Annotated in this window: 24 protein-coding genes; 10 read left to right on the plus strand and 14 right to left on the minus strand. The window is 65.2% G+C overall.

Translation table 11 applies throughout. The annotated features are described in order from the left end of the window. The first annotated feature begins 21 nt into the window (after window positions 1-21). From NDB2M1_RS14840 to NDB2M1_RS14860, 5 genes are all read left to right on the plus strand, one after another. Window positions 22-1,218, plus strand: a complete 1,197-nt coding sequence (locus NDB2M1_RS14840; protein WP_072383519.1) for a cytochrome P450 — start codon at window positions 22-24, stop codon at window positions 1,216-1,218. Next, a complete protein-coding gene (locus NDB2M1_RS14845) occupies window positions 1,218-1,643 on the plus strand; it encodes a VOC family protein (protein ID WP_072383521.1) in 426 nt (141 codons plus the stop codon). The genes NDB2M1_RS14840 and NDB2M1_RS14845 overlap by 1 nt, the downstream gene beginning before the upstream one ends. A 28-nt stretch (window positions 1,644-1,671) precedes the next feature. Further along, window positions 1,672-3,147 (plus strand): aldehyde dehydrogenase family protein, encoded by a 1,476-nt coding sequence (locus tag NDB2M1_RS14850; protein WP_072383523.1) that lies wholly within the window; start codon window positions 1,672-1,674, stop codon window positions 3,145-3,147. Between the two features lie 12 nt (window positions 3,148-3,159). Beyond that, window positions 3,160-3,948: an SDR family oxidoreductase gene (locus tag NDB2M1_RS14855; protein ID WP_072383525.1), complete on the plus strand. Its 789-nt coding sequence runs from the start codon at window positions 3,160-3,162 to the stop codon at window positions 3,946-3,948. A 106-nt stretch (window positions 3,949-4,054) separates the two neighbouring features. After that, a complete protein-coding gene (locus tag NDB2M1_RS14860; protein WP_072383527.1) occupies window positions 4,055-4,885 on the plus strand; it encodes a coniferyl-alcohol dehydrogenase in 831 nt (276 codons plus the stop codon). Here NDB2M1_RS14860 and NDB2M1_RS14865 read toward each other — a convergent pair. After that, window positions 4,882-5,562, minus strand: coding sequence for a TetR/AcrR family transcriptional regulator (locus NDB2M1_RS14865; protein WP_171955410.1), 681 nt, complete (start codon window positions 5,560-5,562; stop codon window positions 4,882-4,884). The genes NDB2M1_RS14860 and NDB2M1_RS14865 overlap by 4 nt on opposite strands. A gap of 82 nt (window positions 5,563-5,644) precedes the next feature. On the opposite strand from NDB2M1_RS14865, the gene NDB2M1_RS14870 reads away from it, so the two are divergent. Next, complete coding sequence (locus tag NDB2M1_RS14870; protein ID WP_072383531.1) at window positions 5,645-6,424, plus strand: SDR family oxidoreductase; 780 nt, start codon at window positions 5,645-5,647, stop codon at window positions 6,422-6,424. Here NDB2M1_RS14870 and NDB2M1_RS14875 read toward each other — a convergent pair. After that, a complete protein-coding gene (locus NDB2M1_RS14875; RefSeq protein WP_072383533.1) occupies window positions 6,421-7,482 on the minus strand; it encodes a DUF7065 domain-containing protein in 1,062 nt (353 codons plus the stop codon). The two genes, NDB2M1_RS14870 and NDB2M1_RS14875, sit on opposite strands and share 4 nt — an antisense overlap. A 72-nt stretch (window positions 7,483-7,554) precedes the next feature. Between NDB2M1_RS14875 and NDB2M1_RS14880 the strand changes: the two genes are divergently transcribed. Next, window positions 7,555-7,962 (plus strand): Zn-ribbon domain-containing OB-fold protein, encoded by a 408-nt coding sequence (locus tag NDB2M1_RS14880; protein WP_072383727.1) that lies wholly within the window; start codon window positions 7,555-7,557, stop codon window positions 7,960-7,962. Further along, window positions 7,959-9,122, plus strand: coding sequence for a thiolase C-terminal domain-containing protein (locus NDB2M1_RS14885; RefSeq protein ID WP_072383535.1), 1,164 nt, complete (start codon window positions 7,959-7,961; stop codon window positions 9,120-9,122). Before NDB2M1_RS14880 ends, NDB2M1_RS14885 begins: the two co-directional genes overlap by 4 nt. Here NDB2M1_RS14885 and NDB2M1_RS14890 read toward each other — a convergent pair. The 8 genes from NDB2M1_RS14890 to NDB2M1_RS14925 are packed head-to-tail and all read right to left on the minus strand — an operon-like array spanning window position 9,088 to window position 18,036. Then, window positions 9,088-10,443: an amidohydrolase family protein gene (locus tag NDB2M1_RS14890; RefSeq protein WP_171955411.1), complete on the minus strand. Its 1,356-nt coding sequence runs from the start codon at window positions 10,441-10,443 to the stop codon at window positions 9,088-9,090. The two genes, NDB2M1_RS14885 and NDB2M1_RS14890, sit on opposite strands and share 35 nt — an antisense overlap. Further along, on the minus strand, window positions 10,440-11,363 hold the full coding sequence (locus NDB2M1_RS14895) for a CoA transferase (protein ID WP_072383537.1): 924 nt from the start codon (window positions 11,361-11,363) through the stop codon (window positions 10,440-10,442). Before NDB2M1_RS14895 ends, NDB2M1_RS14890 begins: the two co-directional genes overlap by 4 nt. Beyond that, a complete protein-coding gene (locus NDB2M1_RS14900) occupies window positions 11,360-12,340 on the minus strand; it encodes an enoyl-CoA hydratase/isomerase family protein (protein ID WP_171955412.1) in 981 nt (326 codons plus the stop codon). The genes NDB2M1_RS14895 and NDB2M1_RS14900 overlap by 4 nt, the downstream gene beginning before the upstream one ends. Before the next feature lie 28 nt (window positions 12,341-12,368). Continuing rightward, window positions 12,369-13,598 (minus strand): CaiB/BaiF CoA transferase family protein, encoded by a 1,230-nt coding sequence (locus NDB2M1_RS14905; protein ID WP_171955413.1) that lies wholly within the window; start codon window positions 13,596-13,598, stop codon window positions 12,369-12,371. A gap of 11 nt (window positions 13,599-13,609) precedes the next feature. Further along, window positions 13,610-15,085, minus strand: a complete 1,476-nt coding sequence (locus NDB2M1_RS14910; RefSeq protein ID WP_072383539.1) for an aldehyde dehydrogenase family protein — start codon at window positions 15,083-15,085, stop codon at window positions 13,610-13,612. Between the two features lie 10 nt (window positions 15,086-15,095). Beyond that, window positions 15,096-16,352 carry a cytochrome P450 gene (locus tag NDB2M1_RS14915; RefSeq protein ID WP_072383540.1) on the minus strand — a complete coding sequence of 419 codons (1,257 nt, stop codon included), beginning with the start codon at window positions 16,350-16,352 and terminating at the stop codon, window positions 15,096-15,098. After that, window positions 16,349-16,708: a DUF1475 family protein gene (locus NDB2M1_RS14920; RefSeq protein ID WP_072383542.1), complete on the minus strand. Its 360-nt coding sequence runs from the start codon at window positions 16,706-16,708 to the stop codon at window positions 16,349-16,351. The genes NDB2M1_RS14915 and NDB2M1_RS14920 overlap by 4 nt, the downstream gene beginning before the upstream one ends. Window positions 16,709-16,722: 14 nt before the next feature. Continuing rightward, on the minus strand, window positions 16,723-18,036 hold the full coding sequence (locus tag NDB2M1_RS14925; protein WP_072383545.1) for an amidohydrolase family protein: 1,314 nt from the start codon (window positions 18,034-18,036) through the stop codon (window positions 16,723-16,725). A gap of 135 nt (window positions 18,037-18,171) precedes the next feature. Here NDB2M1_RS14925 and NDB2M1_RS14930 point away from each other — a divergent pair, with 135 nt between their 5' ends. After that, window positions 18,172-18,597 carry a Zn-ribbon domain-containing OB-fold protein gene (locus NDB2M1_RS14930; RefSeq protein ID WP_072383547.1) on the plus strand — a complete coding sequence of 142 codons (426 nt, stop codon included), beginning with the start codon at window positions 18,172-18,174 and terminating at the stop codon, window positions 18,595-18,597. Continuing rightward, a complete protein-coding gene (locus NDB2M1_RS14935; protein WP_072383550.1) occupies window positions 18,594-19,778 on the plus strand; it encodes a thiolase family protein in 1,185 nt (394 codons plus the stop codon). Before NDB2M1_RS14930 ends, NDB2M1_RS14935 begins: the two co-directional genes overlap by 4 nt. A 6-nt stretch (window positions 19,779-19,784) precedes the next feature. On the opposite strand, the gene NDB2M1_RS14940 is transcribed toward NDB2M1_RS14935, so the two are convergent. The 4 genes from NDB2M1_RS14940 to NDB2M1_RS14955 form a co-directional block, all read right to left on the minus strand. Next, the gene (locus NDB2M1_RS14940; RefSeq protein WP_072383552.1) at window positions 19,785-20,570 is read right to left on the minus strand and encodes a FadR/GntR family transcriptional regulator; all 786 of its coding nucleotides are present in this window, start codon (window positions 20,568-20,570) and stop codon (window positions 19,785-19,787) included. A 110-nt stretch (window positions 20,571-20,680) separates the two neighbouring features. Then, entirely contained in the window at window positions 20,681-21,538 is an 858-nt protein-coding gene (locus NDB2M1_RS14945; RefSeq protein WP_072383554.1) for an SDR family NAD(P)-dependent oxidoreductase, read from the minus strand. After that, window positions 21,531-22,031: an SDR family oxidoreductase gene (locus NDB2M1_RS14950; RefSeq protein ID WP_143146781.1), complete on the minus strand. Its 501-nt coding sequence runs from the start codon at window positions 22,029-22,031 to the stop codon at window positions 21,531-21,533. The genes NDB2M1_RS14945 and NDB2M1_RS14950 overlap by 8 nt, the downstream gene beginning before the upstream one ends. Then, entirely contained in the window at window positions 22,031-22,912 is an 882-nt protein-coding gene (locus tag NDB2M1_RS14955) for an SDR family oxidoreductase (protein ID WP_072383558.1), read from the minus strand. Before NDB2M1_RS14955 ends, NDB2M1_RS14950 begins: the two co-directional genes overlap by 1 nt. Window positions 22,913-22,929 lie beyond the last annotated feature (17 nt).

Genomic DNA, 22,929 nt, shown 5'->3' on the forward strand with positions numbered 1-22,929 from the left:
ACGAAGTGGGAGTGCGACTCGATGGCGACTACCGCGACTGAGCGGCTGCGCGAACCCGTTTTTGCGTTCGACTATGTCAGTGACCCGGCAATTGCAGCCGATGTCCACGCCGCCTACTGGGACCTCAAGCAGAACGCTCCGCCGGTGTTCTGGACCCCTGCGCATGGCGGGCACTGGGTCGTGACCAGCGCCGATGCCGCGATCGACGTTTTGCGCCATCCGGACCGGTTCTCGAGCAAGTTCCTCTCGATCCCGCCTAATCCGCACCAGCCCCGGATGATCCCGGAATCGCTCGATCCTCCCGAACACCGCCCCTATCGCCAGCTGCTGCGCCCGTTCTTCGAGAGCAAGGCGATCGAACCGCTCGAACCGCGCATCCGCGACTGGGCCGAACGCTTGATCGACGAGGTTGCTGCCAAGGGATCGTGCGAATTCGTCGACGCACTGGGGTCGCGGTTTCCCGTCTCGGTGTTCATGGAGCTGTTCGGTTTTCCGCTCGATCAGTTCGACACGTTCCGTGCGATCGTGGTCGAATATTTCAGCACCGCAATCTCCGACGAGCTCCGCATGGCGCTGTCGATGCAGATCCTCGGCACCTTGAGCCAGCTGATCGAGGCGCGCCGCGCCGAGCCGAAGGACGACCTCGTCTCGACTCTGATCCAAACCGATTTCGAAGGCCGCAAGCTGGCGCAGGACGAACTGATCTCGATCGGTTTCCTGATGTTTCTTGCCGGGCTTGATACTGTGGTCAACGCGCTGACCTTCGGCATGCGCCACCTCGCGCAGGACGACGCACTGCGCACCCGGATGATCGAGGATCCCGCGGCGATCCCGGCGATCATCGATGAATTGATGCGCCGCTACACCTTCGTCTCGACCCCTCGCTACATCGTGCAGGACACCGAAATCGCCGGCGTGAAAGTCTACGCCGGCGATTCCGTGCTGGTGCCGCTGCACATGGTCGGCTGGGATGAAAAGCTCACCGAATGCCCGGCAGAGGTGCGGCTCGACCGGCCGACTTGCCGCCATGCCGGGTTCGGGTCGGGTATCCATACCTGCCTCGGCATCCACCTCGCCCGCCTCGAGATGACGATCTTCTACGAGACCTGGGCGCGCAAGATCGGCCATTTCCAAACGGCAGATGATCAGACGCTGCGTTTTCGCGGTGGATCGGTTCAGGCGCTCGAGGCGCTCGAGCTGGAATGGGAGACAGCATGATGGATCAGGCCTTGCACATGCACATGGTGCCCGCCGCCGATGTGGCGGCGCTGCGCGCGTTCTACATCGACGCGCTTGGCTGGAAGACCTTGGGGCCAGACATGCCGGGCAGCGTGATGCTGCGCGCCGGGACGGCGGTGATCGTGTTCCTTCCCCGTGACTATCTCGCCAAGGAAAGCGGGATCGATGTGTCGGCCACTGCCCGCGCGATCAACGCAGTCTTTGTCGAGTCCAAGGCCGATGTCGACAGCCAGATAGCTCGTGCCCTTGCCGCAGGCGCCGCCCTGACCAGCCCGGTACGCGACCGCGATGGCGGGCTCTATTCGGGCTATTTCACCGATCCCGAAGGCAATGGCTGGGAAATCGTGTGGAGCCCGGTGATGCGTCCCGGTGCAGACGGCGGCCTGACCCTCGCGCTTCCCTAATAACCCGATCCCAGCCGGAGACCCCGCCGTGAGCACAGCCATTCCCACCGTCCACCTCCACCTTGGCCACGAGCAGCGCACCAGCGGCTCGGGCGGCAGCCGCACCCATATCCACCCGGTGAGCGGCGACGCGCTTGCCGAAATCCCGCTTGCCGGGCCCGCCGAGATCGACGCCGCCGTCGCAAGAGCGGAAGCCGCCCGCGAGGGCTGGCGCCGCACCTCCCCCGAAGCGCGCGGGGCCATGCTGACCCGACTTTCCGATCTGATGATCGCAAAGAAGACCGAGTTTGCCGAAATGGCCGCGCTCGATGGCGGCACGCCGCTGATGCAGGGCGAACGCGGGGTCGAAACCGCGGCCGCCTGGGTGCGCTACTACGCCGGCTGGTGCGACAAGCTGACTGGCGATCTCCTCAGCACGTTCGATACGCGCGGCGAGTTTTCCTATTCGGTGCCCGAACCCATCGGGATCGTGGGGATCATCAACACCTGGAACGGACCGCTGATCGGCCTCGGCATGAAAGTGGCCCCGGCGCTGGCGGCGGGCAACTGCGTGATCGTCAAGCCGGCGGAGATCACGCCGTTCGCACCCGAACTCTTTGCGCAGTGCTGCGTGGAAGCGGGCATTCCGGACGGAGTGCTCTCGATCCTGCCGGGCACGGGCGAAGCGGGCGATACCATCGTGCGCCACCCCAAGGTGCGCAAGATCAGCTTCACCGGCGGGCCGATCACCGCGCGCAAGATCCTCGCGGCCGCGGCAGAGCAGATCAAGCCGACGGTCATGGAGCTTGGCGGCAAGTCGGCCAGCCTCGTCTTCCCCGATTGCGATCTGCAGGCCGCTGCCGAGCGCGCGGTGTTCTGGACGATCGGCTGCCTCGCCGGGCAGGGCTGCGCGCTGCCCACGCGCCAGGTGGTCCACGCCGATGTCTACGACGAATTCGTGGAGCGGATGGTCGCCATCGCGAAGCAGTTCAAAGTCGGCAATCCGATGGACCCCGGCGTCATGGTCGGCCCGGTGATCAACAAGGCAGCCGTCGAGCGGATCACCGGCATGTTCGACCGGGCTACCGCCGACAACGCCTGCAAGTTCCTGATGGGCGGCAAGCGCGCCGGGGGCGAGCTTGCCAGCGGCAACTTCATCGAGCCGACGATCATGGTCGATGTCGATCCCGATCACGAAATCGCGCAAGTCGAGATCTTCGGCCCCGCCGTCGCGATCCTCAAGTTCCATACCGAGGAAGAGGCCATCGCCATCGCCAACAACAGCGAATACGGCCTTGCCGCCTATATCCAGTCGAACGACCTGCAGCGGGTCCACCGCATTGCCGAGCGGCTCCATGCCGGCGGCGTCTATGTGAACGGCGGGTTCCAGATCAATTCGCACACGCCGTTCGGCGGCGTGGGCATTTCCGGCTTCGGCAAGGAAGGCGGCAAGGCCGGGATCGACGAATTTCTGCACTACAAGACCGTCACCATCGGTGTCGGCGCGCCGATCTTCGGCGGTTAAGAGGAACGCGACATGGCGGATTTCAGCAACGACAATTTCAGGCTCGAGGGCAAGGTGGCCATTGTCACCGGCGCAGGAGGGCGCGGTAACTCGATTGGCCGGGCCTACGCGGTTGCGCTCGCGAATGCCGGAGCGGCGGTCGTAGTCGCAGACCTCAACGGCGAGGGCGCGCAGACCGTGGCCGACGAGATCACGGCAGCAGGCGGCAAGTCGCTGGCTGTGCAGGTTGACATCACCGATACCGCATCCGTCACCGCAATGGCCGACAAGGCCAAGGCCGTGTTCGGCGGGATCGACATTCTGGTGAACAATGCCGCGCTGATGGTCGAGATTGTCGACAAGCCGCTGATTCAAACCGACCGCGCGCGCTTCGACAAGGGCATGGCGGTGAACGTCTGGGGCGCGATCAACTGCGCGCAAGTGGTGGCCCACTTCATGGCCGAGCGCGGGGGCGGCGCGATCGTCAATCAGGTCTCCGCCGGGGCCTATCCGGCGCAGTCGTTCTACGGCGTGACGAAGATCGCGCTTCACGGCGTGACCACCACGCTCGCGACCGAACTTGGCCGCCAGGGCATTCGCGTCAACGCGATCGGACCGGGCATGACCAAGACCGACGCGGGCCTTGCGCTTACGCCAGACGACAGCCCACTGGTCCAGTATGTCGAGGCGCGCACCCCGATCCAAGGGCGCGATACGCCCGATGCGCTCTGCGGCACCTTGCTTCTTCTGGTATCCGAAGCCGGTCGGTGGATAACCGGGCAGGTCATCAATATCGACGGCGGCTGGGTGATGCGCGGCTGAGCATCAACTGCCCCTAGCTAAAATTGAAGAAACGTCAGTTTTAGCATTGAGCGCTGCCGTGCACCGGAGTATTCACTCGGGCGAGAACATTCTGCGGGAGAGACAGATGGCCACCGATATCCTGGGCTACGCCGGCAAGCGCGTTGTGGTGATGGGGTGCTATTCCGGCACGGGCGAGGCTTGCGCCCGCCAGCTCGTCGCGCTGGGTGCGCAAGTGCACGGCGCGGATATCCGGCTCTCGCCGGTCGAAGGGCTCGCCTCCTTCACCACGGTCGATCTCAAGGATCCGGCTTCGATCGCGGCCGGCGTGACCAGCATCGGCGGCGAGGTTGATTGCCTTTTCAACGTTTCCGGCCTGCCTCAGACTTTCCCCGGCGAAGACGTCATCACGGTCAATTTCCTTGGTATCCGGCTCTGGACCGAGACATGGCTGCCGCACATCCGCCAGGGCGGCGCGATTGTCACGGTCTCCTCGCTCGCGGGCATGCGCTATCTCATGCGGCAGGAGCTGCTGAAGGAATTCATGGACCTGACCGATTTCGCCGAAGCGCGCGCGTGGTACACCGCCAATGCGGAGCGCGCCGGCGATTCCTATGGCCTGTCCAAGGAAGCAATCAACACCTGGACCCAGCAGCTCGGCCCGGGCCTGATGGCGCGCAATATCCGCATCAATTGCACGATGCCGAGCCCGATCGACACGCCGATGCTGGGCGAGTTTCGCAAGATTGCGGGTGATGCCGTCCTCGGCGCGTTTTCCAAGGCCAAGGGGCGCCCTTCCTCCCCGCTCGAGCAGGCCCTCCCGCTGATCCTGCTGTGCAGCGATGCCGCCAGCTTCATCAGCGGGGCATGCCTGCCGGTCGATGCCGGCCTTTCCGGCGGGCTCTATACCGGCGTGCTCAATATGGAGCAGATGCTCGCCGACGCTGCGGCAGGCTAATCGCGCGCGCCAAGCATCATGGCGACAGTGTGGGCCGCCGCAGCCCGCAGCGCATCGTAGGAAATGTCATCGTCCTCGCGGGCCATCGGCCCGACGGCGGCAAGGCGTTCAAGCATCATCAGGATGGTACCGCCGCACGATCGCGGCTTGAGCTCGGCAGGCACGAGCCCGGCAGCCTGTGCCTTTACGATCAGGGGAGTGAGCCCGGTCATGATCGGCAGCGCTGCCTCCATTCGGGCACGATAGAACCGCTCATCGCCTTCCTCTGCCGCCATGTTGCGCACCCGGAAAATCGTGCGGTTGCGGTTCCACAGTTCGCAGTAGGCATCGACCAGCGCGCGGGCAAAGGGGCGGCTGCCCGGCTGCTGCCAATCGCGCGCCAGCAAGTCATCGATTTCAGGCGAGGTCAGCGGCGCATTGGCCAGAGCGGCGAGCACCACTTCTGGCACCCCGCGAAAATAGACATAGAACGTCGCCGGTGACGTTTTGGCCACGCGCGCCACATCAGCCACAGAAACATCGCGAAGACCGTGCGTTTCAAGGAGGTCGACCGTCACGTCGATCAGCGTCTGGCGCGTCCTCTCGCCTTTTGAGCCGATCTTCTGGCCATAGTGGTTGTAGCGCGCCGCACGGGCACGGACCGGCTTGGCAGGGGTGATTTCGGCCGCTTGGGTCATCGCAAGCCTCATCGACGAAAACTTGCCCTCGCGCAAGAAATTGACGTATCGTCAATCCTGAAGGTTTGCAGGGAGAAGCAGGTTGGAACCGCTCAAGGACAAGGTCGCCGTTGTTACCGGCGCTTCGAAAGGCATGGGCCGGCACTTTGTCGCAGCACTGGTCGGCTCTGGCATGAAAGTCGCCGCACTGGCGCGGCCCTCCCCCGAACTCGAAAGCCTTGCTGAAGCGTTCGGCGAAGCTGTGGCCACTTTCGCCTGCGATGTGACCGATCCGGACGCGGTGCGATGCGCAATCGATGCGGCAGCTGCCCGGTTCGGACAGATCGACGTGCTGGTCAACAATGCCGCGATCTATCACCCCTTCGCGTTCGAGGAGGGCAGCGACGCGCTGATCCGCAGCCACCTCGATGTCAACGTACTGGGCCTCGCCTGGGCGAGCCGTGCCGCGATCCCGCACTTGCGGCGCACGCGCGGGCAGATCGTCAACATATCCAGCGAAAGCGTGCGCCATCCCTTCCCCATGCTGGCGCTCTACGCCGCCACCAAGGCCGCGGTCGAGGTGCTGTCGGAGGGGCTGCGCGAGGAACTGCGCAGCGAGGGCATCCGCATCAGCGTCTTGCGTTCGGGCTCGGTATCAGGCGGGAGCGGCGGGGAAAGCTGGTCCGAGGAAACCCGCAAGAAGTTCTTCGCCAAGATCGTCCAGACCGGCCATGCGGCGATGTCCGGCGCCCCGGCCAGCCCGCAATCGATGGCGCGCGGGCTGGTCTCGATACTCTCCTTGCCGCGCGATGTCAGCGTCGATCTGGTCGAACTGCGCGCGGCGGAAGAGGGCGTGCCAGAAGGCGCGCGGCAGCAGGACTAGCGCACTGCTCGCAGCGCATGAAGCATGCGCTGGAAGTGTTTGGGATTCCACACATCCTGATCCTCACCCCAGCCAATCTTGCCGTCGAAATCCCAGCGCATCAGCTGGTTGGTGCCATAGCCCGCCTCGCTCATCCGGCTGACCGCCGTGCCTTCAGCCGCCATGGTTCGGCCCAGATCATCGGTCAGTTCGACCTGCATGTGGCTGCACCAGCCCGTCTCCGGATTGCGGAACGAACGCATGCGGCACTTCGTTCCGTCGAGATTACCGTAGACCCCGTCCCGCAGCAGGTAACCGCCGTTCATCGGGCTCCAGCCTTCGGCCGTGCCATCCTGCGGGCGCACGAAACCAAGGAACCCGCTGTCCCCATCGGCATGGCCAAAGATGTACTGGATGCGCCCGCGCCCCCGCTCGCGCTCGATTTCGCGCCAGCGCGGCCCGCCGGGCTCGCGGACGCGCTCAAGGTCGTTCGCATAGCTCTGCTTCTTGCTCTGCGCATAGGGGCCACCGCGCGGACCCCAGGTGCGGTCGCGCACCGACCAGCAATCGAGCCGGATATCCTCGCCATCGAGCCGCAGCGTCCCTTCGACCTTGCCGAGTTGATCGTAGTGCGGGGTATGGATGAACGGCGGCTCGCCCGGCTCGAACCGGCGTGGCGGATGCGCACCGGCAAACACGAAGTCTAGCCCGAAATCACGATCTGGATCAGCATAGTGCAGGTGATACTTCATACCCGGTTCGAGCATCTTGAGGCTGTAGCCGCCGGCCGGGAAGGTGATGTGGCGCAAGTCCGGATTGTCCGGCATCGGCGCTTCCTCAACCTTGCGGTAATAGGCCATCCGCGCCGGATCATAGCCGCGCGCATCCCACACGAAAATCCGCCAGGTCACCGTCTTGCGATTGGGATAGTAGGGCGTGTGGATCCAGCCGCCGATCTTGCGTTCGGGCACGTTCCACGACCACCAGTTGGTCTCGGTCTCGTATGGGTCGTCCGACAGCGCGTGATAGCCATCATCTTCGGGCTTGAAGGCATAAGGATCGGCGACTTGGTTGGTCATTGGTGTGCTCTTTCAGTTTCCCTATAATGGTAAACCTAGTTATACAGGTTACAACCCCAAATGGAGAGCCATGTGCGCCCCTTGCCCGAATTGACCCCAGAGAACACAGCCTTCTGGACCGGCGGCGCGCAGAGCAAACTGATGATCGCGTTTTGCGGCGCATGCGACAAGGCAATCCACCCGCCGCAAGTGATCTGCCCGGCCTGCCAGTCGCGCGATGTGAGCCCGCGTGAGGTGGCGGGGTCGGGCACTGTCTATAGCTACACGGTCAATCACCAGCCCTGGCTCCCGGACATGGCGGTGCCCTTCGCAATCGCGGTTGTCGATGTAGACGATGCGCCGGGCGTCCGCGTGACAGCACCGGTCACCGGCTGCGCGCCCGAGGCGGTCATGATCGGACAGCGCATGCACATCGCGTTCGAGCCCAGCGGCGAAGTCTGGCTGCCGCTGTGGACACCGCTCGAAGGAGCGGCAGCATGAAGGCCGCGATCACCGGCACCGGCATGTCCGACATCGGCCGTAACACCGGTCGGCCGGCCATGCTTCATCTGGCCGATGCAGCCGACCGCGCGCTGGCCCGTGCCGGGCTGACGCTCGCGGATATCGACGGGATCTGTACCTATCCGGGCAAGGCAGACAATTCCCCCGGCATGTCGCCGCTCGGCACAGGCGAAGTGCGCAATGCATTAGGCTTGCAGACATGCTGGCACGCGGCGGTGCCCGATGGACCGGCACAGATGGCCCCGATCATGGTCGCCGCGATGGCGGTGATGACCGGGCAGGCCCGCCATGTGCTGTGCTTTCGCGCGCTGACCGAAAGCTCGTCGCAAAGCGCCGGACGCCGCGCCAGCATTCCCGGCGCAGGCCGGGCCGAGATCGGCGGCTGGCTCAGCTGGCTGGTACCCGTCGGCGCGATGTCGGCCGCCAACTGGGCCGGATGGATGGCCACGCGCTACTTCCACGAATTCGGGATGACGCGCGAGCACCTCGGCATGGTCGCGCTGGGGGAACGGCAGTTCGCGCAGATGAACCCGGCCGCGGTGATGCAGAAGCCTCTGACCATGGACGACTACCTCGCCGCGCGGATGATCTCGACCCCGCTGGGCCTGTTCGATTGCGACATTCCGATCGACGGCGCGGCGGTGGTGATCGTCTCCGCCGCCGATGCCGCGCAGGACTGCCGCATGCCGCCGCTGCGGATCGAGGCGCTGGGTTCGGCCCTGCGCTCGCAGGAGACCTGGGACCAGCGCGCAGATCTCACCACGATGGGCGCGCACGATGCGGCGATCGACTTGTGGTCGCGCACCGCCTTCAAGCCCGGCGATGTCGATGTGCTGGGGCTTTACGACGGCTTCTCGATCTTCGTGCCGCTGTGGCTCGAAGCGCTGGGGTTTTGCGGCCACGGCGAGGCCAAGGACTTCATTGCCGAGGGCCAGATCGGGCCCGGTGGCCGTTTTCCGGTCAACACCGGCGGCGGGCAGATGTCGGGCGGGCGGCTCCACGGCTTCGGCCTGCTGCATGAAACCTGCCTGCAATTGTGGGGCGATGCTGGTGCGCGGCAAGTGGCAGGTGCGAAAACCGGAGTCTGCGCCATGGGCGGCGGGTTCATCGCCGGGGCGATGCTGCTTCATCGCGATTGAAGGCGATCTTGCCGCCGACGATTGACATGCGGAGCCGGTCGGCCGTGAGATCAGCCAGCACATCGGCCATCGCGCCCTCGCAAAGGATCAGGTCGGCAGGCGCGCCGGGGGCAATCGCGCCGCCACAATAGAGGCGCAGCGCAGCGAGCGGCTCGAGCCGCTCGTCCGGCCCCAGCGGCACACCGCGCGCTGTCCGGCGATCCCGCGCGCTGCGCATCGCCAGCCAGGGATCGGCAGCGGCGTAAGGCGCATCCGAACCGCCGAGCAGCGCAATGCCGGCGCGCGCCAGCCGCGCGGCAGGGTAGAGATCGCCGTGCTGCGCGGCTGCGACCGCTTCGAGATAGCGATCCCCGCGATCATGGATGAATGCCGGATTGGTCACAACGGTCAGCCCGGCGGCGGCAATGACCGGCACGAACGTTTCCGGAATGAGCCCGCCATGCTCGATCCGGTCACCCGGCCGCGCGCCACCGGCAGCCTCCAGCGCGGCGAGGAACAGCGCGAGTTCGGCTTCGGTCACGCAATGCGCGGCGACGGCCCGCTGCTGCCGGCGGCCTTCCCCGATCCGTGCCGCCAACGCGGTGATCTCGGGCGGATCACGCTCGTCGATCAGCAGCTTGAGCGCGCCGAGCGCATAGCCCTCGCCCGGCCCCAGCGCTTCGCTACCCATCAGGATCAGGCGCTGCGGCACGGCACCAGCCAAGAGCCGCGCTTCATCGGGACCATTGTGCGCGCCGGCATCGGTCAGTCCGGTCAGCCCGAATGCAGCAAGCTCGCCGCCCATCGCTCCGAGGTCGGGCAAGCTGCGCGGCAGGGCGCGGGCGAGCCAGCGATCCTCGCGCCAAAACTGTCCGGTCAGGTGCCCGCCGGCGTCGCGCTCGGCGCCCGGTGGCCAATCGCTGGTGCCAAGCGCGGCGAGCGCAGCGGAATTGAGCACCCACAAGGCGCCCGTCCGGTCCTGCAAACGGACCGGGCGATCCGGGACCCAGCGGTCGAGAAGCGCTGTATCAGGCAGACCGGCAGCGCGCTCGTCATAGCCGACTGCGCGCAGCCACGGGCCGGGACGGGCAGCGACGAGAGCGGCACGCACCGCAGCCTCGGTCGTGAGCCCGGCGAGATCAACCGACTGCCGCCGGGCCGCGAGCGCCAGAATGTGCAGATGATGATCGTGCAGCCCCGGGAGCAGCGTGTCACCCGCGCAGTCGATCTCCATCGCGGCACGTGGTTGATCGAGGCCGATATCAGCAATTCGGCCGTCAGAAATCCGGATATCGGTAAGCGCCCCGCCCCATGGCCGCACTTGCCTCAGGATCAGGCTCACGCCAGCCGCCCCGCATAGGCGGCGGCCACGCGGGCCATCGCCATATCGATCAGCCCGCATTGCCCCGAAAAGACCGCGCGCGCTGCTTCCAGCCCAGTCAGCGGATCGGCGATCGCGTCACCCAGAAAGCGCGGTTCGCCTCGCTCCCAGCGGACCAGTCCGCCCGCCACAGCGCAATCATCGCCGAAGCCAACCCGCTGTGCGCCGGGACCGGCAAAGCCGTGCGCGGTGATCGCGACCCAGGTCAGGTCCGGCCAATCCGCCGGAACCAGCCCCAACCGGGCAAGCGCTGCCGGGCGGGCACTGGTGACCAGAACATCGGCCTCTTCGATCAGTTTGCGGAGCGCAGCCCTGCCCTCTGCTTCTCGCAAATCCAGCGCGACGCGGGACTTGCTCGCATTGATCCGCGCATCGAGCAGCGGCGAAGTCTGCGGGGTTGGATCGGGCCGACCGATGCTCTCGATCCGCACCACTTCGGCCCCGGCGCGCGCGAGCAGCCCGGCGCAGAGCGGCCCGGCCCACAGCGCCGACAGATCGACCACCCGGCGCGGAACGCGAAGCAGATCGGGTGTCGGCAGGGCTTGTGGCGCCGCTTCGCCAAGCACTGCCACCGGCAACTGAAGTTCGGCCGCGCGGTCGCGAAAGCTTGCCGCGCCAATCTCCTTCGCCAGTTCGGCCAGTGCAGCCCATGGCTCCCCTTCATGGCCGCAGAGCGCTGGAACCGTGTCCCGATCCTCCTCGCGTGCGAGATTGAGCGCGGCCCAGCCATCCTGCGCTTGCAGCAGACGGCAATGGCGGTTGGCCGAGGAGAGGCAGGGCTGATCCAGGCCGCCCGGCGCGTCGCGGACAAGGAGATCTTCTGCACGCCAGTCGAGGCCCGCAAGGCGCTCCTCCACGATCGCCTCCAGTGCCGCGCTCACGGTTCGATCGCATGGATCAGGCCCCAGTCCAGCGCCTGTGCAGCGCCGATCCGGAAGGCACCCAGCGCCAGCCAGAGCAGCCGCTGCCGCCCGATTGCGCGGACCAGCGTCACCGTGCCCCCCGCCCCCGGAATCAGGCCCATGCCAAGTTCGGGCAATTGCACAACAAGATCCGCCGCCGCGATCCGGTGCGCCGCCGCGGCGGGAACCTCGATCCCCGAACCGATGCAGGCCCCATGCAGCCGCGCGGTGGCGCGCGAGCCGAGCCGGTGCAGCACCCGCGCAGCGCTGTGCTGGGTGCGGATGACATGCGCCCGCGCCAGATCGCGCGCCGTGCCGAATTCGGCCAGCGAACCGCCGGTCGAGAAGCACTTTCCCTCGGCCTGCAGTGTCAGGTCCGGCGAGCTTGGGTCTTCCAGCACATTGACCAGCGCCTCATAGAGCGCATCGCGCATCGCCGCGGTCATGGCGTTGCGGTTGCCGGGAGACGCCAGCGTGAGGGTGACATGCTCCTCGTCGCGCGCATAGCGCACGGGATCAGCGGCCTGAACGCCGGCATCCGGCGCAGGCCTTGCGGCCATCCAGCGGGCGAACTCATCGCCGCCCAGCAGAGCCGAATAGGCCAGCGATTCGAGTTCGAGCGCGGTATCGAAGGCCAGTCCTTCCCCGTGCCGCACCACGCGTGCGAGCAGGGCGGTGGCAATAGGAGCACGGGCAGCCATGGCCTGCACGGCCCCCAATTGTGCGCCAAGCCTCCCCGGCGCAACGCTCACCCACGGCATTGGAGCACCAGCCCGCGTCGTCACCAGCGCATCGTACGCGGCAGCATCCACGTCGGGCAGGTGCCCATCCCGGTCGACCAGCACAGCGACCGCGCCTGTCGGCACACGTTCGCCGGGCGCGAGCAGCACCAGCGGCGAGCCGGACAGCGGCGAAAACGCCTCCTCGCTCAAGAGGTCTGATGGAACGGCGGACATCCCCCGTTTCATCGACCAAAGCCTGTTGTCAGGCAATGGCCCCCTTGCCCTTGAGCGCCTCGATCCGGTCCCATTCGAGCCCCAGCTCCATCAGGAACAGCTCGGTATGCTCCGAAGCTTCGGGCGCGCGGGTGTTGCTGGCGGGCTGCCTGTCGAACTGCACCGGATTGGAAACGAGCTTGATCGGCGGACCGCCATCTGCGCTCTCGACCTCGAAAATGAAGCCGTTGGCCTGAACCTGCTCGTCATGCTCGATATCGGCGGGGGATTGGTAGGCCGCCCATTGCCCCTTCATCGTCTTCAGCCGTTCCTGCCAATAGGCAAAAGGCTGCGACGCCATGGCCTTCTTCACTTCCTGATAGGCCGCCATCGAATTCTCCCACAGCTTCTCGATGGTCGAAAAGCGCGGATCGGCGGCGCATTCGGGAATGCCGAGATGGGTGAAGGTATCCTCGATGAGCTGCGACGGCGAGAGCACCGTCAGGTTGATGAACCCGCCGTCCGAGGTCTTGAATACGCCCATGAACGGGTTGGTGCCGACGACATCCTGACCCGGCAGCGCATTGACGAAGGGGTTGGTCTTGAGCTCCATGCACACATCGATGCTGCAGGCCGTCGCCCAGATGCCCGAAGAAAGGAGCGAGACGTCGACTTCGGTCGGCTCGCCGGTCCGTTCGCGGTGGAACAGCGCGGCGGCGATCCCGCCGGCAATGTTCATGCCGCCGATCGTATCGCCATAAGCCGGGCCCGGCTGCAGAAGCGGGCCATCCAGTTCCTTCGGCGTGACGAGGATCGAGGACCCGCCGCGTGCCCAGTAGGCGGTCGAATCGAACCCGCCCTTGTCGCGCTCGGGGCCTTTTTCGCCAAAGGCCGAGCCGCGCACATAGATGATATCGGGATTGGCGGCGCGGATATGCTCCAGATCGATGCCCAGCTTCTGCCGTGCGGAAGGCAGATAGTTGGTCAGGAACACGTCGCAGGTCTTTGCAATCTCATAGAGAAGTTCGCGCCCTTCGGCGGTCGAGATATCAATGCCCACACTGCGCTTGCCGCGATTGGGATGCTGCATCAGCGACGAGCGCTGCGGATTGACCGCAAGGCGCTGCAGTTCCTTGATGCCGCGCTGGGCATCGCCGCGCACCGGGTGCTCGATCTTGATCACATCGGCGCCCCAGTCCGTCAGCACCGCGCCCGCCGCCGGGACGAATGTGAACTGCGCCACTTCAAGGACGCGCACGCCCTGCATTACCTTGGTCATGCCCTGTCCTCTCACGCAGCGTGGAAGCTGATGACTTTCTGATAAGTGAATTCGTTGAGGCCATCCTCGCCGTATTCGCGGCCATAGCCCGAGCGTTTGATCCCGCCGAACGGCGCATCGGAGAGCATCGTGCCGCCGCCGCCGTTGATCGCCACGCTGCCGGTGCGGATGCGCAGCGCCATCTCGTAGGCCTTGCCCGCATCGGCCGAACAGATCGCGCCGGAGAGGCCGAAATCGCTGGCATTGGCGAGCGCGATGGCCTCATCGTCATCGTCGAAGCCGATCACCGCGCCGATCGGGCCGAACACTTCCTCTTGCGCGAGGCGGCTGTCGTTGCGCACGCTGTCGAACAGTGTCGGCTCAAAGTAGAAGCCATTGTCCAGCCCGCCGGGCCGCTTGCCGCCCGCGACCAGTGTCGCACCTTCATCGAGCGCGATCTGGACGTAGCGCTCGGTCCGCTCGCGCGCAACTTCGCGAATCAGCGGGCCGTAGTTGACCGAAGGATCAGCGGGGTTGCCGATCTTGAGATGCGCGATCATCGCCTTCAGCGTCTCGACGAATTGCGGGCGGATGGAGTTGTGAACGAGGTGCCGCGTGGTGAGCGCGCAGCCCTGCCCGCAGTGGATGGTAAAACCGCCGAGCGCTGCCATTGCCGCTTCCTGCAAATTGGCATCAGCGCGCACGATCAGCGCGGACTTGCCGCCCAGTTCCATCACGATCCGCTTGAGCGTGGGCGCGCCCTGTGCCTGGATCATTTCGCCGACCTTGTCCGAACCGGTAAAGTGCACCAGATCGACGCGCTTGTCGCTCGTCAGCAGACGGCTCGCCTCGATATCGCCGGTGACCACGCTGAGCACGCCCTTGGACAGCCCGACCGCGTCGGCGATCTCGCCCAGGATCAGGGCCTGCATCGGCGTGTAGGGCGACGGCTTGAGCACCACGGTGCAGCCCACCACCAGCGCCGGAACCACTTTGCCAACATTGAGGAAGAACGGGAAATTGTAGGGCGAGATTGCTGCAACAACACCCACCGGCTCTCGGCTGACGACCCCGGTGCCGAGCGTCGTCGTGCCCTGCGCGTTGGGGGTCAGTTCCACCGGAAGCGGCGTGACCGCCGGACGGCTGGCGAGCTCCACCGTGCGGCGGGCGTGCTTCATCGGGATGCCATATTGCAGGAACCCGGCCAGCATCTGCGTCGCGCCCGCCTCGGCCACGATCATCGCCACGATCTCTTCGCGGCGCGCATCGATCGCATCGAGGAAGCGCGTCATCATCGCCTGACGCTGAGCGACGGGCAGACGCGGCCAGTCACCATGATCAAACGCCTCGCGCGCCGCGGCGATTGCAGCATCGACTTGGGCCGTGCTGCCGACGGGCGCTTCGATCAGCAGGCTTTCGTCGGCGGGATTGATCACCGGCTCGGTAACCAGCGTCGGCTGCCATTCGCCGCCAACGTAGATGCAGCCGGGGTGTTTCAGGAAGCTCATGGCAATATCCTCAGGCTGCGTCCCAGATGATCGGGAGATTGCGGATCGAAAGGAGGCCGGGCACGACGGTGGTGTCGGTCCCGGGCTTGATCCGGAAGGGCTGCGGAATGCGCGTGAACCATTCGTCCAGTAGCACCCGAAGCTCGCGCCGGGCGAGATGCGCGCCGAGGCACAAGTGGATGCCGCCCGAAAGCGCATAGTGACGGTTTACCTGCCGTTCAGGATCGAACGTGCGAGGATTTGCGAACTGCGCGGGATCGAAATTGCCCGAGCTGTTGAAGACCGAAACCCAGTCCCCGGCCTTGATCTCGATCCCGTGCCAGGTGAAATCGCGTTTCACCTTGCGGCCCGAATTGATGAGCGGCTGGACCCGCAGAAACTCCTCGACCGCCGTGGGAATGATCGCCGGATTGTCGCGAATCCGCGCTTGAAGGGCTTGGTCCATGCCGAGCCGACGAAACATCTGGCTTACCGACGAGGCCACTGTATCGAGCCCGCCCAGCCACAGGAACCAGGTCATCCCGATCACTTCGGTCGGAGTAAGCGGCTCGCCTTCCAGCTTGCCATTGGCGATATAGCTGCCGAGCGTCTCGTCCGGCGCGGCCTGCTTTTCGGCGATGAAGCCGCGCAGGTACGCGAGAATGCCGCGCACGGCGGCCGCCTTGGCGGCGATGTCCGGTACGTGGAGGATGTTCCATTCCCATTCGAGGAACTGGTCGAACATCGAAAACGGCAGGCCCATCAGATCGAGGAAGACCCTGACCGGGAAGATCCGTCCAAAATCATAGGCAATATCGACCTCGCCCCTTGCCGCAAACTCGTCGATCATTTCACCGATGATCGCACGGATGCGCGGCTCCATCGCCTTCATCGCGACCGGCGTGAACCACGGGTTGAGGAAGCGGCGATACTTGGCATGATCGGGCGGATCGATCCCTAGCGGGATCGAGGGCCAGTGCTCTCCGGCTAACGCCTGAAACTGCGCCACGCCTTCGGTGGAGAACAGGTCATTGTCTTCATAGACCCGGCGAATGTCTTCATACCGCGTGACGACCCAGGCCCCGCACTGGTTGCCGCTCGTTGGCCAGGGGTAATAGTGGATCCGCGGGAACTCGGGATCGCGCAGCACATCGGTCGGTGCATAGGGATCAGGCAGGTCGTTCGCGACCTGACCGTTGGCAAAGCGGGTATCGAGCACAAGCTCCGGCGGAACATGCGCCGGAACCGGCGGCGCATCGGCAGGCGCGCGGGAAACCGGACAGGTCACTGGCTATCCCCCCGCGCGCTATAGTGGCGGCCGAGCAGGACGGCAGCCGTATTGCCCTTGGTGCGGAACGACTGGACCAGCAGATAGGCGAACGTGAACAGGCAACCGCCCATGATCGAGAGCACCGCAAACAGCACGCCGAGCAGCCGGGATTTCGCGTGCCAGACCATCCACATCGCGATCAGCAGTAGCATGCAGAAGAAATCGGTGTTGAACTGCGCGCGCCAGGGATGAGCCATATCGCCGAAGAAAAAGTCCCCGGCCTTGTCCCAGCCGAGCGTCTGGCCGGCATGGACCGTGACAATCAGCAGGCGCAGCCATGCTGCCGCCAGCGCGATGCGGAAAAGTTGGATCATGCTAAACACTCCCGTCACGCCGAAGCGAACATCTTCTCGATATCGCCCGACGTCACCGCGCGCCGCGCCTTGCCGATCGCATCCATGCTTTCGGTCTTCAGGCCTCCGAGATTGTGGCGCGGGCTGACATCGACGTCCTTGCCCAGTTCGCGCAGGTGGCCGACAGTGCAGTTTGCTCGCCCGCCATTGAGCGCAAAGGCATCGAAGCTGTATTCGCGCATGACGTTTTCGTGGGTGATCTTGTCGATCACCGCCGGATCGAGCCCGTTGACCGAGGCCCAGAGATATTCGGGAACGTTGGGCCAGACAGTGTCCGAGTGCGGATAGTCGCATTCATAAGCGACCATGTCGGCGTTCATGTAATCGAGATTCTTGATCCCGAACTGGTCATCGATGAAGCACGAGATGATGTGCCGCTTGAACACATCGGACGGACGCTCGCCTGCGAAATCGCTGAAGGTCCACTCGTGGTGGTGCTCGTAAGTGAAGTCAGCCCGCTCGAGGAAATAGGGGACCCAGCCGATCCCGCCTTCCGACAAAGCCATGCGCAGACCCGGATAGCGCTTCCAGAAGCTGGCGAAAGTCCAGTCCGCCGCCGAGTTGGCAATCGAGATCGGCATTGCGGTGATCCACGCGTCGATCGGGCTCTCGCTGCTGGGGTGGAGCGCCCGCGCGCCGGTGCCGATGTGGCAGTTGATCACCATCTTGAGGTCTTCGCAGGCCTGCCAGAACGGCTCCCAATAGGCGTTGTGGATGCTCGGCAGGCCGATGTTCGCGGGATTGTCGGAGAATGACACCGCATGGCAGCGGAGCGCGCTCATCCGCTTCAGTTCGCGCACCGTCTCGTCGATATCCCAGGCCGGCACGAGGCACATCGGGATGAAGCGACCCGGCGCGCTGGCGCACCATTCCTGCACGTGCCAGTCGTTCCAGGCCCGGCAGGCGAGCAGCGATTCGGCTGGATCCTTTTTCGCCATGCCGACAAACACCCCGCCGGCAAAGCTGGGCATCGTCGGGAAATTGAGACTGGCGAGCACGCCATTGGCGTTCATGTCGTCGACCCGAAGCTTGGGATCATATGTGCCCGGGCGAAGCTGATCGAAGGTCGTCGGCTCCATGCCATATTCGCTGCGCGGTCGGCCAACGACCGCGTTCAGCCCGATCGTGGGGAAGCGCTGGTCGTTCCACAGCCAGACATCCTTGCCATCCTGCTGTATGATGCGCGGCGCGCGGTCTTTCTTGCCTTCGGGATAGTGGCGGATGAACGCTTCGGGCGGCTCGATCGCATGATCGTCGACGCTGATGATCACCATGTCTTCCATTTGCATCGCTGCTCTCCCGCCAACCGGCCGCGCATCGCTCGCGACTCAAAAGTTGATGAAGCGTCAATTTAACGAATGGACGCCCCGGCTGCAATCAGATAATCGTGAACTGAGTTAGATAACTGGGACGGGAGATCAGGTATGAAAACGCCGCCTGCACCTGCGCGCACGCTGCCGGCAATCGACAACGACAACCGCGCATACTGGACCGGCGGCGAACATGGCCGATTGATGATCTGCCGCTGCGGCCACTGCGGATACTACGTCCATCCGCCTGTGCCGTTCTGCCCGCAATGCGAAAGCAGCGACGTGGCGCCAGAGCCGGTTTCCGGGCGGGGGCGGATCGCCAGTTTCACGGTCAATCACAAGGTCTGGGTACCGGGGCTCGCTGCGCCCTATGTCCTCGCGCTGGTCGCCCTCGACGAGCAGGAGGACGTGCGCCTCGTTTGCAACATCACGCATTGCGACCCCGACGCGGTGCGCTTCGACATGCCGGTCGTGGTCTGGTTCGAGAACCACGAGGATCTGTGGGTCCCCTTCTTCCGTCCGGTGGAGCAAGCGGCATGACCACCTACGCCGAAAAGAACACCGCGATCACTGGCGTCGGCATGTCCGAGGTTTCGCGCGGCGCGACCAAATCCGCGCTGGCACTCACCGTCGATGCCGCGATGGCCGCGATCCGCGATGCCGGGCTGACCCGCGCCGAGATCGACGGGATCGCCACCTGGCCGGGCGAGCAGGCCAACGCTTCGGGCTTTTCGGCCGTCGGCTGCGCGGCGCTGCAGGATGCGTTGCGATTGAAGGTGGGATGGTATGCCGGCGGGGGAGAAGCTCCGGGCCAGTACGGCGCGGTGTTCAACGCGATCGGCGCGATTGCCGCCGGGCTCTGCCGCAATGCCCTCATTTTCCGCACGATGTACGAAGCAACGGCGCGCAAAACCGCCTTTGCCAATTCGCTGCTCAAGACAGGCGAGCGCCAGTCGGGTCCGTTTGCCTGGTATGCACCTTATTACACCTACGCCGCGTCGCTCCAGCAGGCGCTGTTCTTCAATCTCTATGTCCACAAGAGCGGGATCCGGCCCGAACAGGTCGCGCAAGTGCCGATCAACCAGCGCCGCAATGCCGGGCTCAATCCCAACGCGGTCTACCGCACGCCGATCACGCTCGAGGACTACCTCGCCTCCCCGCTCATCGCGACGCCGCTGCGGCTCTACGATTGCGATGTGCCGTGCGACGGGGCGGTGGCGATCATCGTCTCCCGGATGGATGTGGCACGTACCTTGCGCAATCCGCCGGTGCGGATCGAGGCGATCGGCTCATCGATGCAGTATCGCAATTCATGGACCCAGCTCGACGCACTCGACACGCAGGCCCAGCCCAAGGTGGCCGAGATGATGTGGAGCCGCACCGACCTCAGGCCCGCCGATGTCGACATCGCCCAGCTCTACGACGGGTTCACCTATCACACGCTCAACTGGTTGGAAAACTTCGGGTTCTGCGAGCGCTACGGAGCCAAGGACTTCATCGAGGGCGGGCGGCGGATCGCGCTCGAGGGCGAACTTCCGGTCAACACCGGCGGGGGCGCGCTCTCGGGCGGGCGGCTTCACGCCTATGGCGCGGTGCATGAAGCCTGCACCCAGCTCTGGGGACGGGGCGGAGCGCGGCAGGTCAAGGGCGATCCGCAGGTCTGCGCGACGTCGACAGCCGGCGGGCCGCTGGCGGGCGCAATGTTGCTGGTGCGGGACTAGCCTGCTTCAGCTGCCGAGTGATTCCACCACACGCTGGCCTTCGCCGTCGCTGGTCCATGTGGCATTGGCGTTATGGAGATGCAGCCGCCAGTGGGCCACGGCGTCTTCGACCCGCCCGGCCTCGATCAGATCGACGACCTTCTGGTAAGAGCGCAACCCCGCGCGATGCGCTTTGAGGCGGAATTCGCGGGTCCTGGGGTGGCGCTTCTGATAGCCGCTCTGGTGCTTCCCCGCGAGGTTAAGCAGCATCCGGCTCATGAACGTCAGCGTCTTGAGCCCGGTCGAGGCAACCAGCGTCTGGTGGAAATGCTCCACGTGGTCGATGAAATCATCATGCCGGTCCTCATCGAGCATGCGCTCCATGTCGGCCAGCAGATTGCGAAGCCGGACGGTTGCCCCGGCGCCCTTGTCGGTCGCGAGCCAACGCACCACCGATGGCTCGATCGCGAGGCGCGCCTGGTAGAGATCGGCGATCGTGGTGCCCTGCGATTCCAGCACATAGCCGGCATAGCGCGAGACCAGCTCGACCGAGGGCTTGTGGACCTTCGCCCCGGTGCGCGAACCGCGCACCACGCTGATCAGCCCTTCGGCCTCCAGAATGCGAAAGGCCTCACGCAAAGTCGGCCGCGAAATGCCGAGGCTGTCCATGAGTTGCCCCTCGGGCGGAAGGCTGTCGCCCTCGTTCAATTCGCCGCGGATGATCTGCGCGCGGATCTTGTCGGCAACGATCTCGCTGGTCTTGGGAACATGGATGCGCTGCGAAGTGCTATCGTCGTCCATGCTATACAGCATCAGCCCGTCCTCTCATGAACCAACCGGGTCCAAGAGTCCCAAGGTAGTAAACTTGGTTTTATAACTAAAGCGTAAAATGAACCAGTGCGGGATTTATCCCCCGAACACCGCTACCCGAAGGCAAGGCCTTCGTTGAGCGTCCACTTGCCGTTTCGGCCCCGAACCCAGCCGCCCGCGGCGGCAGTGCCGCCATCAACAGGCAATACCACTCCAGTTACATAGCTTGACTGGGATGAGCAAAGGAAAATTGCTGCATCGCCGCATTCGCTGTCCACACCCTCGCGCCCGAGCGGAATCAGGCGGTTCATGGCATCAATCTCTTCCGGACTGTGCGTGCGCCAGCTGGCCGGATCGACCGGCCCGGCGCGATTGCCCTGGTTGCCCGGCGTGACCGTATGGTCGGGAGAAATACAGTTCACCCGGATGCCGTGGCCCGAAAGCTCGATGGCCATCGACTTGGTGAAGCTGACCATCCCGGCCTTGCAGGCCGCGTAGACCGCAAAGTTCGGCGCCGCGCGCTCTGCCTCGATCGAGGCGACGTTGAGGATCGCGCCGCCGCGCCCGCCGCGGATCATGATCGGCGCGGCGGCATGGGTCGCGGCCAGCATCGACACGAGATTGATATCGATATGGCGCCGCCAACTCCGCTCGCTCTGCTCGAGGAAGGGCCGGCCCGAGACGCCGCCGACGTTGTTGACCAGAATATCGAGCCTGCCAAAGCGCGCATCGGTTAAGGCAATCGCGCTGCGCAGCGCCTCGGTATCCATGGCATCACCCGGCAAGGCCAGCGCCTCCCCGCCGAGTTCGGCAATCCGTGCAGCGGTTTCGGCGCAGCGTTCCGGGATGATGTCGAACACCGCGACCGCCGCTCCGGCCTCGGCAAGCCGCAGCGCAATGCCCCGGCCGATCCCGCCGCCACCGCCCGTCACGAACGCCACCTGTCCATTGAGCCGCCCGCGCTCAGTCATCAAGCCCGACTCCCATCACGGCACCGGTGACATAGGCCGCATAGTCGCTGACCAGATAGGCGACGAGATTGCCCAAGGTTTCCCCCGTCTCGCACGTCAGAATCGCGTTCACCCGAATGCCGTCGCGCGCCCATTCGACGCCCAGCGTCTTGGTCAGATTGCCCAGCGCCCCGGCCGCGGCGGCATGGTCACTGCCCAGTGCCTGCTCGGGCGCACCGACATAGACGACCGCGCCGCCCTTGCCCGCAGCGCGGCGCATGGCGGCATAATCCCTTGCCAGCAGGAAGCGCTGATCGAGGCCGCTATCGAGCGCGGCGCGCCATTCGGCATGGCTCAGTTCATGCGCCGGCTTTATAGGCGGCTGCGCGGCAATATGAACCAGCACATCGCAATCGCCATGATCCACAAACGTGGCACCATGCGCCGTCAAGGCCGCCGCAATGTCCGGACTTTCCCCCACCAGCCGCGCGGTTTTGCCCTCAAGCCAGCTCATCAGCGCCACCCCCAGGGGCCGTCGGCGCGTTCGCGCGGGGGGATGAAATCGGGCATCATCAGCGAACGGCGCAGGCTCTCCCCGCCATCCTGAACAATCACCTGCCCGGTCAGCCCCACCATAAGCGGGGTGCAGGTCATCGCCGAAAGCCAGCCGAACTCGTGGATCGAACCGGTGCGCCCCGCCGGGATCATCGCCTGCAGATCCTCGATCCCGCCCTCGCGCCGACCTGCTGTCGAGCTTTTATGCGGGAAAAACCCTGCGGCGATCACGTTCACGCGGATGCCATAAGCTGCCCAGTCCCGCGCCATCTTGCGGGTCATCGTCGCTTGCGCGGTCTTGGCGGCAGCCGAATGGGCATCGCCCGGAAACCCCGTCCAGATATACTGCGCCGAATTGTTGATGATCGCCCCGCCCTGCCCCAACGCAATCCGGCGCCGGGCAAATTCGGTGGAGCACAGAAACGTCCCATCGATCGCGATCCGGGTCACCGCATTCCAGGCATTCACCGAAATGTCCTCGGCGAGCACCGGGAAATTGGCCCCGGCGTTGTTGGCCAGCAGACTGACCGGCCCGAGCGTCCGCTCCGCCTCATCAAACGCGGCGGCGACCTGATCGGGCAAGCGCACGTCGCAGCTGATCCCGTGGGCCTTGACGCCCAACTTGGTCAGCCCCTCGGCAGCAGCCTGCGCGTTTTCGAGATTGCGCCCCATGACCGCGACGCTCGCACCGCCTTGCGCAAAGGCTCGGGCCATGGCGAGCCCCATGCCCGAGCCGCCCCCGCTGACCAGCACGGTCTGCCCCGCGAAGATATCCGGCGGATAGGGCGGCGAGCCGAATGGCGGCGGATCCGCAACGAGATGGTGTGAAGGCACGGCCATGCATCCATGCTTGCGGA

Source organism: Novosphingobium sp. NDB2Meth1 (assembly GCF_900117425.1).
Lineage (GTDB): Bacteria > Pseudomonadota > Alphaproteobacteria > Sphingomonadales > Sphingomonadaceae > Novosphingobium.

Coding starts and splice junctions, on each gene's coding strand:
- NDB2M1_RS14885 (WP_072383535.1), top strand. CDS start 7,959: ATGAAGGCCGCGATCACCGGCACCGGCATGTCCGACATCGGCCGTAAC.
- NDB2M1_RS14875 (WP_072383533.1), bottom strand. CDS start 7,482: ATGACCAACCAAGTCGCCGATCCTTATGCCTTCAAGCCCGAAGATGAT.
- NDB2M1_RS14840 (WP_072383519.1), top strand. CDS start 22: ATGGCGACTACCGCGACTGAGCGGCTGCGCGAACCCGTTTTTGCGTTC.
- NDB2M1_RS14900 (WP_171955412.1), bottom strand. CDS start 12,340: ATGTCCGCCGTTCCATCAGACCTCTTGAGCGAGGAGGCGTTTTCGCCG.
- NDB2M1_RS14865 (WP_171955410.1), bottom strand. CDS start 5,562: ATGACCCAAGCGGCCGAAATCACCCCTGCCAAGCCGGTCCGTGCCCGT.
- NDB2M1_RS14945 (WP_072383554.1), bottom strand. CDS start 21,538: ATGACTGAGCGCGGGCGGCTCAATGGACAGGTGGCGTTCGTGACGGGC.
- NDB2M1_RS14955 (WP_072383558.1), bottom strand. CDS start 22,912: ATGGCCGTGCCTTCACACCATCTCGTTGCGGATCCGCCGCCATTCGGC.
- NDB2M1_RS14920 (WP_072383542.1), bottom strand. CDS start 16,708: ATGATCCAACTTTTCCGCATCGCGCTGGCGGCAGCATGGCTGCGCCTG.
- NDB2M1_RS14855 (WP_072383525.1), top strand. CDS start 3,160: ATGGCGGATTTCAGCAACGACAATTTCAGGCTCGAGGGCAAGGTGGCC.
- NDB2M1_RS14925 (WP_072383545.1), bottom strand. CDS start 18,036: ATGCAAATGGAAGACATGGTGATCATCAGCGTCGACGATCATGCGATC.
- NDB2M1_RS14935 (WP_072383550.1), top strand. CDS start 18,594: ATGACCACCTACGCCGAAAAGAACACCGCGATCACTGGCGTCGGCATG.
- NDB2M1_RS14860 (WP_072383527.1), top strand. CDS start 4,055: ATGGCCACCGATATCCTGGGCTACGCCGGCAAGCGCGTTGTGGTGATG.
- NDB2M1_RS14940 (WP_072383552.1), bottom strand. CDS start 20,570: ATGCTGTATAGCATGGACGACGATAGCACTTCGCAGCGCATCCATGTT.
- NDB2M1_RS14845 (WP_072383521.1), top strand. CDS start 1,218: ATGGATCAGGCCTTGCACATGCACATGGTGCCCGCCGCCGATGTGGCG.
- NDB2M1_RS14905 (WP_171955413.1), bottom strand. CDS start 13,598: ATGACCAAGGTAATGCAGGGCGTGCGCGTCCTTGAAGTGGCGCAGTTC.
- NDB2M1_RS14950 (WP_143146781.1), bottom strand. CDS start 22,031: ATGAGCTGGCTTGAGGGCAAAACCGCGCGGCTGGTGGGGGAAAGTCCG.
- NDB2M1_RS14930 (WP_072383547.1), top strand. CDS start 18,172: ATGAAAACGCCGCCTGCACCTGCGCGCACGCTGCCGGCAATCGACAAC.
- NDB2M1_RS14910 (WP_072383539.1), bottom strand. CDS start 15,085: ATGAGCTTCCTGAAACACCCCGGCTGCATCTACGTTGGCGGCGAATGG.